This window comes from Acidicapsa acidisoli (assembly GCF_025685625.1).
Taxonomy (GTDB): domain Bacteria; phylum Acidobacteriota; class Terriglobia; order Terriglobales; family Acidobacteriaceae; genus Acidicapsa; species Acidicapsa acidisoli.
In genome coordinates this window covers 43,050-60,473 of the sequence record NZ_JAGSYI010000006.1, presented here as the reverse complement: position 1 = coordinate 60,473, position 17,424 = coordinate 43,050, and the positions used below count along the sequence as shown (strand labels likewise).

The window sequence follows — 17,424 nt, the reverse complement described above, 5'->3', positions numbered from 1 at the left end:
AATGCAATGGTTCAAGCTATAACAATTGAGCGCGAGTTCGGATGCGGAGCATCCGAAATTGCCAGTTTGGTCGCTGATCGTCTTGGATGGAGTCTGTGGGACGAACGGTTGACACAGGAAATTGCGCGACTCACCGAGAGTACGCCAGAGGCGGTCGAGCAGAGAGAATGGCGAACTGATCCCGTCGTGTACAGGATCTTCCAGGACTTCCTTCGTGGTGCGTTTGAGGGCGGCCTGCCGTCCGCCAACCGGTTGCACTTGCTCGATGCGCGCCGGATCGCGACTGTTTCACAAACAGCTGTCAAGACCGCACTGTCCAGCGGCCCGTCGGTAATTGTCGGTCGTGGTGCTCAGTATTTCTTACGCAATCGTAAAGATGTCTTCCATGTGTTTCTCTATGCGTCTCGCGATCACAAGATCCGCAGACTTATCTCCAGGGGCGAGAGTCAGGACAGAGCAATTGATCTGATTGACACAACGGACGAAGCACGAGCTGCGTTCGTCCGGCAGTATCTCGGGCTAAAATGGCCGGAACGCCACCTGTACCACGCAATGTTCAATACCGAGATGGGAGAGTCTTGTACGACCACGATGCTCGTTGAGTGTCTCCAACGGTTCGAACGTGACCGAGAACAGTCTCAATAGGCCAGAGCAAGAGAGTCAGACGTGGTTACAGCAGTTGTTTCCTGGCGCCGTGCTGTGTATTGCTCTCAAGTGCAATTGCTTCTTTTTTATGAAAAGAGCATGTATCTCAGGTGCGGTAAGGTGAGATTGATGCAAGGCAGTGTGTTTTTGTCTTAAGCTTTCAGTGATCGCTTGCCAGCCCGACAAGGTTCGATGAACTCTCAATCACTCAACGACTAAGGAGAGGTTCTATGGCGTCCATGGAAAGGCTTAACACTCATCAGAAAGCGCTCCGCGTCAATCTCGACCCGACCAGCTACGGCTCCTTTGCCGAAATTGGCGCTGGCCAGGAAGTCGTGCGATGGTTCCTGGTTGTAGGAGGGGCCTCCGGGACAGTTGCTAAATCAATCTCTGCGTATGACAAGGAAGTCAGTGACGATTTGTACGGTGCTGGTGCGCGCTACGTTTCCGGAGAACGCCTCCAAACCATGCTGGATAGCGAGTGGACTCAACTCATCAATCAATTGAACAAGAGCCGTGGATCGAACGCTCGCTTCTTTTCCTTTGTTGATACCATCTCCGCCCGCAACTACGCCGGAACAAATGAGCCTCACGGTTGGGTTGGCCTGCGGTTCCAACTGCAACCTGGCGGGCAGCCGAACGACATACTTCTCCATATCAACCTGCGCGATCCTTCCAACCCCCTCGAGCAAGAGGCTATCGGCATCCTGGGCGTGAACCTTATCTATGCTGTCTTCTATCAATTGGAGACGAAGGAATCCTTCTTTGAGAATATTGCCCAGGACGTCGAGAAACGTATTGAAATCGACTATGTGGAAGTGCGTGGCGCAGCCTTCGAGGGATGGGACCAGCGCGCGATTCTAGCTCACCTGGTTTGCGCAGGTCTTGCTGAAGCCGTCTGTTTTCCATGCAGTGGGCCGCCCGTGCCGCCGATGGAAGTCCTCCACAAGAAAGCTACCGTGCTCGCGCCAGGATCGTTCGAACACGTAGATTCCGATCATGCGGCAATCCATAATCAACTGCTGGCCGCAGGAATCCAACAACTCCGTGAAGAATTAGCTGATAAAGATCCCGCGCCTGTCGGTTACTTTTGCTTTTCCGCGATGCCGCTCAGGGAAGCGGATCCCCCTCCGGGAATCTCTGAACTGCTGGAAAGGATTGATGCGCTTCACGCGCATTGCGGGGATGTCTTGCTGTTCCGTGATCGCGAACTCTACAGCATGACCGCTTTCGTTAACCGCTACACCATGCAACCCATCCGCTTCGCTTTGGGCCTGTCTCTGCTGATTCGGGTATGGGAATATCGCTACAATGATCTCCCCGGCAGCTTCCTTGAAGCTTTGTCTCGCCTCTTGCCGCGAAACGTTCGCATTTACGCCTATCCGATGAAATCAAAGGACCTCCACCGAGCGCTTCAAAGCATCTCAGCCACCCACTGGCAGTGGACCGATACAAACGGATGGGTCTCTGCCCGCGAGCTCCATCCTCCACCGCCGCTCGATCACCTTTACGACTATGTCCTCGCCAGCAACTTCCTTGTCCCACTGGAGATTCCGACGGCTCTGAAAACCCAGGAGTAGCTGCGCGGGCCGGGTCTCAACACGACCCGCTGCAGAACTGAGATTAATTTGGTGCGGTTCTGGAAGGTGACTGCATTGCAGTGGTCACGCATTCTCTGACAAAACCGGATATCGCCTCAACGCGGCATCACGCGATCCGCTGAACCCATTGGCTCCGCCAGGCCGGCGCCTCAAAGGGATCCGCAAAATACTGTGTCTCATGCACGACCTTACCGTTGCGGAACTCCATAATGCTCACTGTATATGCTGGTCGCCCTTGGTAGTCGATTGTGTATTCCGTGATCCACAAGTCTCTCTCTCCGAGAATTCGCCTGACGTTGAAACCTGATGGCTTGCCGGGATGATGGCTCCGCAAGCTCTGCAAATTGCTTCGCCCGAAGATTCGCTCTCCTGACTGGGGATAATCGCAGATGGCATCGTCATCGTAAATGTCGTGCTCCGCGTTTGCATCGCCGGCTTCCGACGCCTGCCAATGCGCGTTCAAGGCTTCCTGTATTTGTTCCTCTTGCATTCGCCGCTCCAGATGTTGTTTGGCTTTCATGTTGATTTAACTCGCGGGATGAAGCCCGGGGTTCCGGTATTCACAACGTCATTGAGTCTCTGTCTGATCTGAATGCGATTGATCTCGTCAAATGCATCTTCTGGAAGTGCGGAGATGTTGAAATTCTCTCTTGCCCGATCTGCAGTCTTGGCCGTCGTTAGCAACGCCGTGCCGCGTTGTACCGCCCAGGCCAGCAGTACCTGTGACGGCGTCTTTCCAACTTGCGCAGCAATTGCCAAGACTACTGGATCTTCCAGCAGCCCTGGCCTCATTCCGTGCCCCAAAGGCGCGAAGGCTAACAACACAATGCCCTTATCCTTGCAGAATTCCAGAAGCTCTGTTCCCGGAAGGTACGGATGTGACTCGACCTGTACCACGGACGGCTTGATTCTCGCCGCCTCGTAGATGGGCAACAGTCCGTCCAAGGCGATGTCAGACAGTCCGATAGCGCGGCATTTGCCCTCGTCCACAAGGTTCTCCATCGCCCTCCATGTGTCGAGCAAAGTCACGTCCCGGTCGTAAAGAACATTGCCGTTTTGATCCCGTGGGTCCTGCTCATCCCCCGGTTGAAACGCAAATGGAGTGTGAATGAGATAGAGATCCAGATAATTGAGCCTGAGCCTGTCCAGGCTCGCTTCGAAGGCCGGTTGCACGCGCTCAGGCCGATGATTGGTGTTCCACAATTTTGTTGTTACGAAGAGATCCTCGCGCGCTATCCCACCAGCGGCAAGGCCTTCCTGCAAGGCCTCGCCCACCTCACGTTCGTTCCGGTATCGCTCCGCACAATCGAAGTGTCTAAATCCGGCTTCGAGCGCGTTTCTGGTAGCACTTATCGTCGCGGCTGCATCGGAAATCAGGGTACCAAACCCCAGTGCGGGTATCTGACCGCGTCCATGGTTGAGCGGTATTCTGGTGTTTCGAAAATCAGAAGATCCGATCATGATGACTCCTCGGCACTATCACGTATCCAGCATCACCGTTCGGATAGCCCATCCTCTCATAGGCAGCGAGGTTGTGGGCATTTTTCTGGCAGCATCCATGGTTTTGATTTTCCCTTCCGAAAGAGCAACACCAGCTTGTTCGACCATTCGATGTTGCGGCTATCAGTTGGAAACTCCGTCAAGTGCGATTCGAAGTTCGGTGTAAGCACGAACCAATTGATCCAAGCCAAAGGAACGATTCAGTCCGCTGGGATTGGGCAGAACCCAAGTCTTCGATCCTCCAAGCAGTACGTCTTGCTTGCCCCAGGATACCGACCTTCTATCGAAAATAGCCGCAAAGGCGGCCTTTCCGAGGAACGCAACATACCCCGGTGAGTAGCGTGCGATCTTTGCGGACAAACTCGAGGCCGCGCGTTCAAATTCATCTCGCGATAGCTGATCCGCACGAGCCGTCGGCCTCTCAACCGCAGTCGTAAGACCGCATTTATAAGCCAAAACTGATGCGCCATTTTCGGGAGCAATCTCTTCCATAGTAAAACCAGCGAGGTGGATAGTCTTCCAGAATCTGTTTCCGCGTCCTGCGAAATGATGACCCAACGCAGCCGATCTGAGGCCAGGATTGATACCGCAGAATACGACGAGCAAATTCTGCGCTAGGATATCTTGCAAACCATGTGAAGTGTTTGTCAACGTAGTCAATTTCCCAGCTCCTCATGACGTTCATTACCGAACAGGAATGGAATGCTGCACTCTCTGCATATTATTCTTTATGTAGATCAGACTAATGGGTCACAGCAGAGCGCCGTCATAAGTTGTCGGCAGACCTTTCTTGCGAGTGAGCTCAATCGATCAAAATTCATCAACGTCAATCACAGCTTGGGCAACGGAGTGCGGAGCTTTTCGAGGCAGATCGTGTCCGACTTCTTCGCTATTGCATCATCGTCAACTCTCCTCTGAATTCGATTCTGCTCGCCTAGTTACGCTCTTCGTCGGCTTTCCCAAAGCAATTCGCCAAAGCCTATTCATTCAATCTTGCCTCCATTCAGCTATGAACGTCGTACCGGATGAACTAGGCAGAGTCTCCCTCTTGAAACGAACTGGCCCCTGTCTGAGCCTCCACATGTAGACCTCTGAAGGTGCGCGCTGCTGTCAGCCGTGCACGTGCGCGTAAGAGCCTGGACTTGACGGCGGCTTCAGAGATGTTAAGTGCTTGAGCAATCTCTCTGATAGAGCTTTGCTTCATCTGTAACTCAATGACCTGGCGCAGCCTGGGTTGGAGTTTCCCGATGGATCTAAGTAAACGAGCGCACCGCTGGCGGTGAACGCAGATTTGCTCCGGACTGGGAGCGGCATCTTTGAATTGAAAGACAGAGTTATCCTCCTCCGCATCATTCGGATGGTCAAACGATATTTCAGGACGGGTTCGGCGTTTGCGAAGAATCATCAGCGCGGAATTAATCGCGATGCGGGTTAGCCACGTATAGAAGCTCGATCTTCCTTCGAAGGTATGGATCGCCAAGTATGCTCGCAAGAATGCATCCTGCAAAGCGTCTTCGGCATCTTCTCGGTTGTTGGTAATGGAGAGGAGTCGCCTATAGACTCGATGCGAATAAATCTCCCTGAGCTCGGCAAACGCGGCAGACGATCCCGCTCGTGCCGCAGAAATAAGGCGCTCACTCTGAAGTGGATTCCTGCGTAGGCAAGCGACATCAATTGCCACTTCTTCATCTGTAACATTCATGGATTGCTCCTTTTCAGCGCGATGTGGTGTGATCTTGCAAAGAAAACAAATCATTGACATGGATCTGCTGTCTTGAGACGCACGGCTAAGGTTACGGTGCGAGCTTTTCGAGGCTGCTATTCTTTCTGATTCTGTGCACCTTACTCAGCGCAGTGATCGAAATGCCACCCGGATCTCTTCGAGAAGAGTTGAGGTTGCTCCCACGCGGCAAAGTGATTGCCTCCTTCTCTGGCCACTGTGTCGCCGCCAATCGACGATGCAGGTCGATGAGTGCCTCTTCTGGAATATTGATGCGAAAAGGCCGTCTTGAATCGCCTGCAACTCCGCCAGTCTGTACTACAGAAGCCGCGCTCGCATCAGAGACCTCTACATCGACTGCCGATTTGGTTTGAGCGTGACTGTAGGAAATAAAAACAATCGGACCAAAGACGGCCGCACTTATTACGGCAAGCAGGTTGCGCTTTGACTGTGACAACATCATTCGTATATGTGGAGTTATTTCATCCTGGATCACGTGAATACCCCCTGAAAGAAAGGTTGATCGGCAATGTGGAAAGAATTTGACTACGTTACATTGCGATTAAGACAGAAGATCGGAGGGTAATCCATTGGACGAAAGTATCGACCGATACCTAGGTATCACGGAACGCGATGGGCCTTCTGTCGAGGAGCTTGAATTCAGCCGGTACTGTGGAACTCGCCGGCCATCGTTAGGCGCTTCGCATGGTCGGCCAGATGGGCATCGCCGAGCAGACATGCTCGTTTGTGCTGTTGAGAATTAGGTAGCCACTTCTGCGAATAGCTTCAGAAGCGCCCGCGCTGCGGCGGTCGAAGATGGTGGATTCTGTCCGGTAATCAGGCGACCATCAGTAATCGCAAAGCTCTGCCAATCGGGTGCCTTCTCATAGAGGCCACCAACACGCTTGAGTTCGTCCTCGACGAGGAACGGAACAACATGGGCAGCGGTACGGCTTCCTCTTCGCTGTCAGCAAGGCCGGTGACGCGTTTGCCCCTCACAATGGCCTCCCCGTTGTATGTAACATGGAACACAGCCGGCGCATGGCAGAGTGCTGCAACGGGCTTGCCTGACTTGTAGAAGGACTCGATCAGCGCAATTGAATCCGGATTATCGGCAAGATCCCACATAGGACCATGACCGCCCACGTAGAAGATAGTGTCGAAATCTTCCGATTTCACATCCGCGAGTTTGACAGTCTCAGATAGAGCCGCTTGTGCCTTCTGGTCCTTCTTAGAACGCGACATCGCGTCTGTTTGATTCTCCAGCAGATCGCTCTTTGGATCGATCGAGTGCTGCCAGCCATTCGGCGAGGTGAGAGTTATCTGCGCACTGGCGTCTCCGAAGACAAATAAGGGGCCGCGAATTCCTCATTTGATCCACCGCATCACCTCACTGGCCTGATCCGGATTCGATTTCTGTGCGATCCGGCCACATACCGCTCGACGGCCAAATTTCTTCATTTCCATTTATTACGACGCTACACGTTCAGCGGAATGAAGAAATCAGTGATTTTCCGAATTCCGAAGAATATACTTCTATCTAGCGAGCAACGTGATCCTGAGATGAGGTAATCACTTATGTCGCAAGCCACTCCAATCGTATTTGTTGTCGATGATGACGTTTCAGTACGTGAATCTCTGGAAATGCTCATTCGCTGCGAAGGTTGGCAGCCCGAGACCTACGCAGCGGCATCGGAATTCCTCGCGCGTCCACGCGTCCAGACGCCGAGCTGCCTGATACTTGACGTTTCCCTTCCGGGCCTCAACGGACTTGATCTGCAAAAGCAAGTGGCCACCGAACGGACTGAGATGCCTATCATTTTCATTACTGGCCACGGCGATGTCCCGATGACGGTCCGCGCCATGAAGGCCGGCGCGCAAGAGTTCCTGACAAAGCCATTCAGCGACGATGTGCTATTGGCCGCCATTCGACAGGCGCTCGAACGTAGCCGCATCGCGCTCGGCCGCGAGATGGAGATTCAGTCGCTCAAACATCGCTTCGCATCGCTCACGGGTCGCGAACGCCAGGTAATGGCATTGGTAGCCTCCGGCAAACCGAATAAGGTGGTGGGCAGCGAACTAGGCATCAGCGAGATTACAGTGAAGGCGCACCGAGGCAGGGTCATGGAAAAGATGAATGCCGATTCCATCGCCGACCTGGTTAAGATGGCCGGGAAGCTCCGCCTTACGCGCGCTTCCGAAGTCGCTGCGCCTATGGCCTAATGTTCCTGAACTACCACCAGCGTTCAGTCGGAATGCCGTAGGTCAGCTTATTCGTTCGCCTCTCAAACAGCACTCCTACCAATCTACGATGGGCGTTTGAGCAATTGGCGTATGCGAGCGCCCCATCAAATGAATCCGCATGCGCTCGGATCTGTGACTTCGAAAGATAGATGGGAGAGTTCGCCGGATTGAGTTATTCCAAGCGGCGCACCGTGGTGGTTCAAGTGAGCCAATGCTTTGCATCATCTAATACGAAGGTATCGATCGATACCTTCGTCCAATAGGATCATTTCTTCTGCCGTGGCTTAATCAGAACATCGAGCAGCCCGAATGGATGGCGCACGCGATCCTGCGATTCGGTTTGAAGGCAAGTCTGGATCAGATGATCTCCATGGATGCGGTTTCACTGTGGCCTCCTCACAATATTCCCCGGAAATCAGTAACCGTTAAGGGGCATAGTAACCCCGTTGCACAACAACAGGAGATAGGCATGGCAACCAAACAGACGGTCATTGTTACAGGAGCCTCACAAGGCATCGGTGCAGCCGTAACTCAGACATTTCTGGATCGCGGTTACAACGTGGTCGCGAATTCACGCAACATCAGCAAGTCGGAAGCATTCAATGCGTCGGACCAACTCGCCCTCGTCGACGGCAATATCGGCGAGAGTGCGGTAGCCGCGAAGATCGTCGAAACGGCCATCACCAAGTTTGGGTCGATCGATGGGCTCGTGAATAACGCAGGCATTTTCTTCACAAAAGCGTTCCCAGAGTACACCGCCGAGGATTTCAAAGCCCTTTCTTCCGTCAACCTCGAAGGCTTCCTTTATGTCACGCAGGGCGCGGTAAAGCAGATGCTCTCGCAGAAGTCAGGCGGCAGCGTTGTAACTATCACAACGTCGCTCGTGGTTAATCCCATTGCTGGCGTCACGGCATCCGTGCCAATGATCACCAAAGGCGGCCTTGAGGCCGTGACACTCAACCTGGCGAGCGAATACGCGAAGGATCACATTCGCTTCAACGCCGTCGCGCCCGGCATCGTAGATACACCGATGCACGTAACCGATCCGAAGGACTTTCTCAAGACACTGTCGCCGATGGGCGTGATCGCTGAGGCGAAGGACATTGCCGACGCTGTCGTTTACCTGACGGAAGCTCGTTACGTCACAGGGGAGGTGCTGCACGTGGACGGCGGTGCGCACGTGGGCCGGTGGTAGACGGTAACAGCTCGCTGTCTGTCAGTGCAGAGCGGCGGCTGCAGGAACTTGGCATTCAACTCCCAGCGGCCCCGACGCCGTTCGGCACATACGTTGAGGCGCTGCAGACGGGCAATCTTCTCTTCCTGACCGGCATGCTCCCAGTTGTCGATCACAAGCCGAAATATCTGGGCCGGCTTGGAAAAGAACTCGATGTCGACGCAGGACGGGATGCCGCTTATACCGCGGCATTGAGCGCTCTCGCCGCGGCCAAGCAGTACTTGGGATCTCTCGATCGTGTGAGTCGCGTTGTCCGGCTCGGAGTGTTTATGGCAACCTCCGGTGACTTTTTCGATCAACCCAGGGTTGCGGATGCAGTATCGGACCTGTTTCGGGATGTCTTCGGAATCGAGAAGACATCTGTTAGGCTCGTTATCGGCGTTGCCAGCCTTCCTCTCGGGATGCCGATTGAGCTTGAAGTCATCTTCGAGGTTGGCGAGTAAGAAGTTCGGGTAGAGACCAAACAGTTTCTCCCTTTTGCATCCAAAGGATAGCCATGAAGGAGCGGTCTACTAACTCGCCTGCACCGTGGAATAAGACCCGTGTTACATCGAGCCTGGGAATTGAGTACCCCATCATTCAAGGTCCACTGGGTGGGCTGTCGACGCAGCGATTAACCGCAACAGTCTCGAACTTCGGTGGTCTGGGTTCGTTTGGGGCGCATGGCTTGACTCCGTCAGCAATCAGAGATGTCATCGCTGAGATTCGTGAACTGACTGCCAAACCTTTCGCCATCAATCTGTGGGTCTCGATGGAAGATGAGGGCGCAGGCACTTCCGGCAGAGCAGAATTTCAGCGAAGTCTTGCCCACTTGGCCAAGCATATCGAGGCCTTGGGCGTCCCACTCCCGGAGTACAAGCCTTACGTTCCCAAAAGGTTTGAAGACCAGGCGCGCGTTTTGCTCGACGCGAAGGTGCCCATCTTCAGCTTCATCGTCGGAATTCCACCAAAAGAGATCCTCGACGAATGCCGCGCTCAAGGCATCGTTACGATCGGAACAGCCACCACACCATCCGAAGCCATTGCTCTTGAACAGGCCGGGGTCAATGTCATTGTCGCTTCCGGCTTTGAAGCGGGCGGCCATCGCGGATCTTTTCTGCTCTCCGCCGAGGAGTCACTCACTGGAACCTTTTCGCTGACGCCTCAAGTTGTAGATGCTGTTTCGCTTCCGGTAGTTGCCGCCGGAGGCATCGCTGATGCTCGAGGAATCCTGGCGGCTTTGGCCCTCGGAGCCGAGGGTGTACAGATCGGCACCGCCTTTCTAGCGAGTGAAGATTCCGGTGCAAGCCTGCATCATCGCAATGCGCTGCTCAGCGGAAAGGCTCAAAACACCGCGTTGACCAAGGGCTTTACTGGACGGCTTGCTCGCGGAATTCGCAACCACTTGCTCGACGAACTCAATGGCCCAGGAGTGGAGATTCTTCCATATCCATTGCAGCGCTTCCTGGTGAAGAATCTCTCCATCCCTGCCGAGAAGGCAGCGAGACCTGAGTTGCTTCCGCTCTGGGCCGGACAGAGCGCAAGCCTCTCTCGAGAGCGCGATGCGAACGTGTTGCTTCAGACATTAGTATCCGAGATTAAAGATGTTGCCGGTCCAATTCTTCATTGGAACCGCGAACGCCGCTCTGGCCATCGAACTCCATGAGTCGAGGCAACCCCGGTCACACTCAAACCAACCTGCGCCCCTGATCTTCCGCGATCATTCCCAGCATCCGACGTTGCATATATTGCCATGGTGTGACTTCCATGATCGCTTTGAATCGTCGCATGAAATGAGCCTGATCGACGAAGCCTGTGTCCAACGCGATGTCCGAGATCGTGTTGCCGAGACGCAAAATCTGCTTTGCTCGCTCCGCCCGAACCGGCGTCAGAAGCCATGCCGAGTACCATGCGGCGTATTTCTCCAGCGTCTTCAATCAATGCAAGAGACGATCTACTAGGTCTCGGCGATTGTCCCAACAGACCAATTGTCAATTGCTTTTACAACGCCAGTTTCTGGCATAAAGTTCAATCTAGCTTGCCGCTCAAGATCAGAAGCCATATCCAAGAGGGAAGCACATAACCGCATTTCGGTGTACTTCGACAGGTTGTTTCCGTCTCTTGATCTTGCCTCTTCTATTGATACCTTCGCGCGAAGCTCCTCGGCACTCATACTCCACAGCGAGAGCTGTTCAGGTGATTCTCCTTCGATTGCATTCGCCAATCGATGAAGCACACTGGATGCTCTCTCTTCCACCTCCTGAATCAGCCCCTCTTCCACCTCGCCTACCGCCAGGCTTCTTTGCTGCAGAAGTCCCGTCTTCACGAGCAGGAACGCGCGCAATTCCGGCAGGAGCGTTTGAATGCTCCGGTTTACCAGGCTTTCGTGCGGCTTCTTCGGGAAAGATTCAAAGGCGTAAAAATCAGCAAGATCTCGCAGCTTATCGAAATCCCGGTTGATTTTCGAACTCTCCGCAGTCAACAGCTGATTTGTCTCTCTAGAAGATCCAGCCGAGACCGCTTTGAAGTTCGCTACGTTACGCAACGTTCCGAGGAATAGGCTGCGGACAGATGCACTGGACGTCTGAGCCCAGAGATGGTCAAACACTAGCCACATTGCAACAATCCCAAGTACGACACCCAGAACCGTGTCGCGAGAGGGCACAAGGGAAGTATTGATCGTGAACCTGTTGAGGTTCACCAGGTTGTAGGATAGGACGATCTGAAGCCCCAAGAATGCTATCCGCGGACCGGATGTCGCTACCCAGGAGCCAATCCAGACGACCGACGCGAATAACACAGCGTACTCCGCGATCGTGTTTAGCTGAGGGAGAATGAACACCTCGGTTCCCCATCCGATAACGCCTGCCCCCAAGAGGAAGCCCGCAAATCGGAGACTCTGTCTATGCCGGCCCGCGCCTATCAATCGACGAGAAGTAAGGGTACACGTTAAAATCGATGACGCAGCAAGACCCATCCAGCCTGTGCTCATATAGAACAGATAGCAGAGAAAAGCTGAGAGCGTGCCACGCACGGCAAACTTCATATGCTCCGGATCTCGAAGGGCGTTAACGACAAACTCACTGATCGACGGTGTCGAAGCCGATGTTGGCAAGAGCCAATGGATACGAAAACTCTCACCGCAAAAGCTCTGAGCTATTAAAGTTATTGTGCGCTCAATTTCTGTCAATATCGGATTTGACGGCTGACTTGCGAAAGGAAGATCGATCCATGCCGGACACTCCAGGCGCGTGAGGCTGGAACGAACCAAACCTAGATTTCGCGCAATGGCTCTGCAACGTTCCTGGTCCTCGATAGATAAGATTGGAGCTGATTCGACAAGATTCGAGCCCAGCTCCGTGAGCTGTCTTGTGAGAGCTATCACCGTTGCGAGCAAATCATGAAAGCCTTCGTCATACCTGGAACGCGTGAGGAGTTCCCGCAAATCATCTACGCCTCTTGTGGCAGAACGAGTGAGCTGAATCGTCAACGTTGAGGAGGCAAACTCTGCCTCGGATGTTTCACTCAAGAGCGTTTGTATGAGATTCAAGCGGCGAGAGATTCCCTCGAGCACGGCGTCCGGCGGGTTCTTCTTCGCAAATATGGTTTCAATTATGATGGAAATTACACACGCTAATAGAATCGCGAGCAGCGTGTAAAGCGTACGTTCCACGCGTTCTTCAGCAGAGATTGGATAATCCCAAGTCCGTATCCCAAGCGAGAGCACTGCGCTAACAGTGAGAGACGGATTCGAAAAGTTCAAGCAGCTGATTGCGTAGAATACTGCGAAGAGGCTCACCATCACCCATATCACATGAAGAAATGGTGAGCCTGCCGTCAACATTCCACCAACAATCACTTCAGCGGTTCCGATGGAACAAGCAAGGCCAATCTGAAATGCACTTTTTCGGGTAGCCTTTGGATTTTCCCGCGAAATCAATATCGGGAAGCTGGCGCCCAATACCGCGCCGGGAATTCGAAAGATTACTGCGAGCAACATTACGCTCGTACAGGCGAGTACGATTCTTCCCACTAAGGCGGGCCGGGCAGGGTACCACGCAAGTTCGGTTCGCAAAATCTCGATAAGATTCCGAAGCGATGACTTGGACCTGCCATACGTGGTCATAGCTGGCCTCAGTGATCTCGGTGGAGAGGTCGCATCACGACAACTGCAACCTGACCTACACGAAGTGTGGCCGGGGGTGGGTCAATAATCCTAACGCGTACCGGGTATCGTGACGCCAGACGCACCCAATTCAGCGTACGCTGTACTTCGGGTAATCCCTCCGAAAGTTTTCCCACTACATCAGGATCGGGTGTGACACCAAAGCTCGCGCTCTCGACAACGCCATGATATTTCGTGGTTGAATCGGATACGAGGAACACGTCAACCGGCGTTCCTGGCCGAGTATGTGAAATTTGGGTTTCTCTGAAATTTGCGAGTACCCACCAAGTCCGATTGTCGATAAGGATGAACAATTGCTTGCCCACCTTCACGTATTGCCCCTCGGATGTGGTGAGATTGGTTACGCGGGCATCGAATGGCGCCACCACGTTGCACTGCTCATAGTTGTATCGAGCCAATCGAACCGCTGCAGCCCTGCTGTCGCGCTGCGCAAGCAAAGGCGCTAAAACCAGAACCGAATGTGTCGATTCTTTGACTTGAGCTCGGCTCTGTGTAATCTGCGCCGTGGCTTGCTGCTTTTGGGCAGAAGCTGAAAGCAGGCTCGCTTTCGCCAGCTGCAATTGAGACTTTGCCTGTTCCACTGCTGCCGTCCTCGCATCGGCCAGAGATCGAGCTTTATGGACATCATCCTCAGTCACGAAGCCTTTCGCGAGGAGCGGCTCGATACGATGAAAATTGCCTATAGCATAACTTTCATCAGCCTGCGCTTGCTTGACTGCAGCTTCCGATCGCGCAATCGCCGCTTCCGCGACCTCGATTTCATCGGTGGCCTTGCTCTCATTCGCCAAGGCGCTTTGCTCGCCTGCGTTCGCCACATCAACGCCGTTGACCTGAGAGGATATCCTACGGGATTCATTCTCAATTTCGCCTTCGAGCTCCGCTTGAGCAGCGAGTGCATTTTGCAATGCGTACAGATAGGGTCGATCATCAATCTTGTACAGCAGGTCACCCTTTTTGACAAGGTCGTTGTCATGAATAGGTAGTTGCACGACGGGACCTTCAACGACAGGCGCTATACCAATGAAGTTGGCTGTCACTTCAGCGTCATCAGTACGCGGGAACAACACCACGGCCCGAAGCACCAGTCCGGCCGAGATAAGTGCGCCGACAACAATACAGACACTGATGATCGATCCTTTGCGTCTAAGCGTTTCTGAAATTCGCAATGTAGTTTCCTCCTACTCGAAAAAGATCATCCAAAGAGTGCAGCTGAAGAAACATACAAGCGCTGAATATATGATCGGTAAAGGCCAAAGCTGCTCCGCAAGCTTCTTCGTCGTAACCAACAGGTGAGCCAGAAACGTCAATCCTATCGAGATGCCCAGACATACAAGCCACGACGGGAAATACGAGCCCAGGATGTTGAACACGGGCGATCCGGAGCACCCGGCAATAGCCAGCACAAACAGACTCGTCACAAAACTTGTCCACAATCGACGTGTGCTGGAGCGATTAAATGATTGGTGATTCGTGCTCATGGATTCTTGCCTTTCGGATGATTTGTCAGTAAGTCGCCTGTTCGGAAGTCAAGATCGGTGAAGGTTTGAAGCACTTGAGTGCGAGCAATGACGTCGATTGCGCGGGCTTGCGCCAGAGCATCTTCCGCCGCCAGCACATCCAGGAAGTTGCGGACGCCATCCTTGTACGACTCCAGCGCCGCCGAGTACGACTCGGAAGAAGCACTTAATAAGGCTGCCGCCGCCTGTCTTTGCTCTAACGCTGTCGCTGCATTGGCGTAGTCGTTCCAGACTTGATTTGTAATCTCGTCCTGACGATCGCGAACCTCCTCCGTCGCTACCTTCTCCTCTGCTTTCGCGTTGCTGATGCTGTTTTCGCGACGGAATCCATCGAAAACTGTCCATTTCAGAGCGAGTGTCGCACCGTAGGTAAAAGTCTTTGCATAAGTGCCAGGCGAGTCATATTGCTCTCCAAAGCCGCGGATCCAACCTTTCGAACCGTCGAATGTCAACGATGGATAATAGGCGGCGTGAGCATGTTTTACTTCAGCCTGTGCGGCACGAACCCGGGCCTGGTCAGCTTGCAGGTCGGGGCGATCTTTGAACGCCGTGTTTATGGCATCCTCGACTGATTGATCCAGCTTGTCTGGAATTCTCAGTTGATCGAGTGGTTCCACTTTCAACGGTTTCACCGGATTCGCGGTAATAACCCTGGCGAGATTTCCTATTTCGACCTGTTCAGCTCCGATCGCACTCTGCAAATCATAGGCTGCTTTTGCAGTCGCAGCCTTAGCCTCCAGCACCTCCGGCACGGTAGCAAGCCCGTTTTTACGTCGTTCTTGCGCAGCGGTCTCCGTTGTCCTGGCGTCGTTAAGCGAAACCTCTGCTGCTTCTCGCAATCCTCTTGCCCTGAGTAGGCTGAAATAGGCTTGGCTGACTTGCCGAATGAGGATCAGATGTTCATTGTTGAACGACAGATTTGCAGCAACAAGCCGCGCTTGAGCTGCACTGATCTCGGTACGCCGCGCACCAAAATCCACAAGCGTGTAAGCCAGATGGATCTCCGTGTCAAAAATAGCCCAATCTTGCAGGACAAAGGTTGGACCGAAGAGTTGTGGGTTGAGATACGTTGTTCCGGACACCGCAGCAATGATTGTCGGATACAATTCGCTTTTTGCGATCCCGACCGATGCGGCAGTCATCTTAGCTCGATTCCATGCAGCTTGTGTCGTAGGGCTGTTTGATTCTGCAATGTCGATCAGCTCGCCCAGACTGTAAACGTGTTCTTCATCGATCGGCGCTTCATGAGTGGCGACAGCGGTAGTGTGGCGTTCCAATGAGTGGTGGTCTGGTAGCCAAGGCACGTTCGGCGTCGTCGGAGCTCTTTGACCCCAAGCCCCGACCGACAGGAGAGATGTCATCGCCATACCAAGCGCAAATAGCCTTGAGACTACTACCAGCGTCGGAGTTTGCTTTGCCTGATGACGAGATCTCATATCAACAACTTTCCATCACTGATTGACTGTGGGTCTTGTACAAATTTGCTGTATTCTGCATTTCGTCGAGAAGCTTATCGGGTCGTTCACGCAACACAGCGCTTCGTCGAGCCTGACAGGCCACGATCGGCTCATGGAGAAATTCAGATCCAATACACATTTGCGATTAAGCCAGAAAAGGGGAGAGCTATCTATTGGACGTTGGTATCGATCAATACCTTGGTATGGGGTCGGCAAGAACCGGTTTACATGAGTTCCTAAGACTCAATAAGCTCGCATGACGGCATATGCGAGAGCATCCGAAGGACAAGTATTTCTTAGCAGGCACTTTTTGAAAGGGCCGACAGATTTGGCTTAAAAGTCAGGCTTGAGGAGACGGACACACCTCCTGCGAGCAACACCATTGCTGACAACTTCCTCCTCCACAGGATTGAGGGAAGCCCGAGATTCCTCTTGTAGTGATTGCCACTGCTACGAGGCCATTCAAGCCAGGAAGAGAAACCTCCAGGACCATACAACTTGGTGCGGATGTAAGAGGATGCGCAAGGAATCCCCGTGCCGATCTGAACGTCTCGACCTCCAGGCCTTCGAGGCGAATCAATATTTGAAGCGATTCTAGAACGGAGATATCGTTATCGACAACGAACACGATGGGCGGTGTGCGCGAAACGAGGCGCGGGATCATTTGAGAGCCATATCCACTCGCGGAAATCGTTGCACTTCCGCATAACGAGTCGAATCGCCAGTCAGACCTCAATTGGTTCGAAGCGCTGCATTCAACGCATTGAGCACAGCCGTATCAGTGAAAGGCTTAAGCAAACATTCCACCGCTCCTTGATCGATAGTCTCTCTCCGCACTGCCTCATCCTGATGAGCGGTGATGAAGATGATTGGCGTCTGTATCCGGCGAAGCTTTAACTCGCGTTGAAGTTCCGGGCCGCTCATGCCTGGCATTGCAATGTCGAGGATCAAGCATCTGGTCCGTAGAACTATGTCGGATTCAAGAAACTCTTCTGCCGAGGAAAAAGCACGGGCCGTAAACCCCAATTCTTTCAGCAGATCAGGTAAAGATTCGCGCACCGATTCATCATCATCAACTACCGATACCAACAAACGTGTATCCGTCATGGAGTTCCCATTTCGTGCCTAATTAACACCTAGAACGCTTTGCCCAACAGCTTATCCAGGAAGTCGATGTATTCCGAGAGTGCGCGCTAAAGGTTGATCTAGGAAAGAGATCGATCACGCAGCCGAATTTTTCGATAAAGTCCTGTTTGTGTGACACTCTGATAGAAAGAATGCCCGAACCACGCGAAAATCTCTATTGCACTTTGGTATTGGTTTTTGCCTTTACACGAGGGA

Annotated in this window: 18 protein-coding genes; 6 read left to right on the top strand and 12 right to left on the bottom strand. The window is 53.2% G+C overall.

Annotated features, from left to right (window positions below; all coding sequences use genetic code 11):
* Positions 1–6 precede the first annotated feature (6 nt).
* Positions 7–645 carry a cytidylate kinase-like family protein gene (locus OHL23_RS26705; RefSeq protein ID WP_263355106.1) on the top strand — a complete coding sequence of 213 codons (639 nt, stop codon included), beginning with the start codon at positions 7–9 and terminating at the stop codon, positions 643–645.
* 230 nt (positions 646–875) lie between these two features.
* Positions 876–2,225: a hypothetical protein gene (locus OHL23_RS26700; protein ID WP_263355105.1), complete on the top strand. Its 1,350-nt coding sequence runs from the start codon at positions 876–878 to the stop codon at positions 2,223–2,225.
* Positions 2,226–2,352: 127 nt separating this feature from the next.
* Here the strand turns inward: OHL23_RS26700 and OHL23_RS26695 are convergent, their stop codons facing one another.
* The 6 genes from OHL23_RS26695 to OHL23_RS26670 all read right to left on the bottom strand — a co-directional run bounded on the left by OHL23_RS26695 (position 2,353) and on the right by OHL23_RS26670 (position 6,711).
* On the bottom strand, positions 2,353–2,736 hold the full coding sequence (locus tag OHL23_RS26695; protein ID WP_263355104.1) for a nuclear transport factor 2-like protein: 384 nt from the start codon (positions 2,734–2,736) through the stop codon (positions 2,353–2,355).
* 26 nt (positions 2,737–2,762) lie between these two features.
* Positions 2,763–3,707 (bottom strand): aldo/keto reductase, encoded by a 945-nt coding sequence (locus OHL23_RS26690; RefSeq protein ID WP_263355103.1) that lies wholly within the window; start codon positions 3,705–3,707, stop codon positions 2,763–2,765.
* A 162-nt stretch (positions 3,708–3,869) separates the two neighbouring features.
* Positions 3,870–4,376, bottom strand: coding sequence for a G/U mismatch-specific DNA glycosylase (mug, locus tag OHL23_RS26685; RefSeq protein WP_263355278.1), 507 nt, complete (start codon positions 4,374–4,376; stop codon positions 3,870–3,872).
* A gap of 400 nt (positions 4,377–4,776) precedes the next feature.
* The gene (locus OHL23_RS26680; protein WP_263355102.1) at positions 4,777–5,502 is read right to left on the bottom strand and encodes an RNA polymerase sigma factor; all 726 of its coding nucleotides are present in this window, start codon (positions 5,500–5,502) and stop codon (positions 4,777–4,779) included.
* Positions 5,503–5,539: 37 nt separating this feature from the next.
* Positions 5,540–5,962 (bottom strand): hypothetical protein, encoded by a 423-nt coding sequence (locus OHL23_RS26675; protein ID WP_263355101.1) that lies wholly within the window; start codon positions 5,960–5,962, stop codon positions 5,540–5,542.
* A 341-nt stretch (positions 5,963–6,303) separates the two neighbouring features.
* On the bottom strand, positions 6,304–6,711 hold the full coding sequence (locus tag OHL23_RS26670; RefSeq protein WP_263355100.1) for a DJ-1/PfpI family protein: 408 nt from the start codon (positions 6,709–6,711) through the stop codon (positions 6,304–6,306).
* A 333-nt stretch (positions 6,712–7,044) separates the two neighbouring features.
* Here OHL23_RS26670 and OHL23_RS26665 point away from each other — a divergent pair, with 333 nt between their 5' ends.
* From OHL23_RS26665 to OHL23_RS26650, 4 genes are all read left to right on the top strand, one after another.
* Positions 7,045–7,689: a response regulator transcription factor gene (locus OHL23_RS26665; RefSeq protein ID WP_263355099.1), complete on the top strand. Its 645-nt coding sequence runs from the start codon at positions 7,045–7,047 to the stop codon at positions 7,687–7,689.
* Positions 7,690–8,179: 490 nt separating this feature from the next.
* Positions 8,180–8,905 (top strand): SDR family NAD(P)-dependent oxidoreductase, encoded by a 726-nt coding sequence (locus tag OHL23_RS26660; protein WP_263355098.1) that lies wholly within the window; start codon positions 8,180–8,182, stop codon positions 8,903–8,905.
* Positions 8,899–9,387: a RidA family protein gene (locus OHL23_RS26655; RefSeq protein ID WP_263355097.1), complete on the top strand. Its 489-nt coding sequence runs from the start codon at positions 8,899–8,901 to the stop codon at positions 9,385–9,387. The genes OHL23_RS26660 and OHL23_RS26655 overlap by 7 nt, the downstream gene beginning before the upstream one ends.
* A 53-nt stretch (positions 9,388–9,440) precedes the next feature.
* The gene (locus tag OHL23_RS26650; RefSeq protein WP_263355096.1) at positions 9,441–10,589 is read left to right on the top strand and encodes an NAD(P)H-dependent flavin oxidoreductase; all 1,149 of its coding nucleotides are present in this window, start codon (positions 9,441–9,443) and stop codon (positions 10,587–10,589) included.
* Between the two features lie 22 nt (positions 10,590–10,611).
* On the opposite strand, the gene OHL23_RS26645 is transcribed toward OHL23_RS26650, so the two are convergent.
* The 6 genes from OHL23_RS26645 to OHL23_RS26625 all read right to left on the bottom strand — a co-directional run bounded on the left by OHL23_RS26645 (position 10,612) and on the right by OHL23_RS26625 (position 17,190).
* Positions 10,612–10,860: a helix-turn-helix domain-containing protein gene (locus tag OHL23_RS26645; protein ID WP_263355095.1), complete on the bottom strand. Its 249-nt coding sequence runs from the start codon at positions 10,858–10,860 to the stop codon at positions 10,612–10,614.
* Positions 10,861–10,880: 20 nt separating this feature from the next.
* A complete protein-coding gene (locus OHL23_RS26640; RefSeq protein ID WP_263355094.1) occupies positions 10,881–12,923 on the bottom strand; it encodes an FUSC family protein in 2,043 nt (680 codons plus the stop codon).
* 134 nt (positions 12,924–13,057) lie between these two features.
* Complete coding sequence (locus OHL23_RS26635) at positions 13,058–14,275, bottom strand: HlyD family efflux transporter periplasmic adaptor subunit (protein ID WP_263355093.1); 1,218 nt, start codon at positions 14,273–14,275, stop codon at positions 13,058–13,060.
* 12 nt (positions 14,276–14,287) lie between these two features.
* The gene (locus OHL23_RS29095) at positions 14,288–14,587 is read right to left on the bottom strand and encodes a YtcA family lipoprotein (protein WP_396127430.1); all 300 of its coding nucleotides are present in this window, start codon (positions 14,585–14,587) and stop codon (positions 14,288–14,290) included.
* Positions 14,584–16,062: a TolC family protein gene (locus OHL23_RS26630; protein ID WP_263355092.1), complete on the bottom strand. Its 1,479-nt coding sequence runs from the start codon at positions 16,060–16,062 to the stop codon at positions 14,584–14,586. Before OHL23_RS26630 ends, OHL23_RS29095 begins: the two co-directional genes overlap by 4 nt.
* Positions 16,063–16,815: 753 nt before the next feature.
* Entirely contained in the window at positions 16,816–17,190 is a 375-nt protein-coding gene (locus OHL23_RS26625; protein WP_263355091.1) for a response regulator, read from the bottom strand.
* Positions 17,191–17,424: the final 234 nt, after the last annotated feature.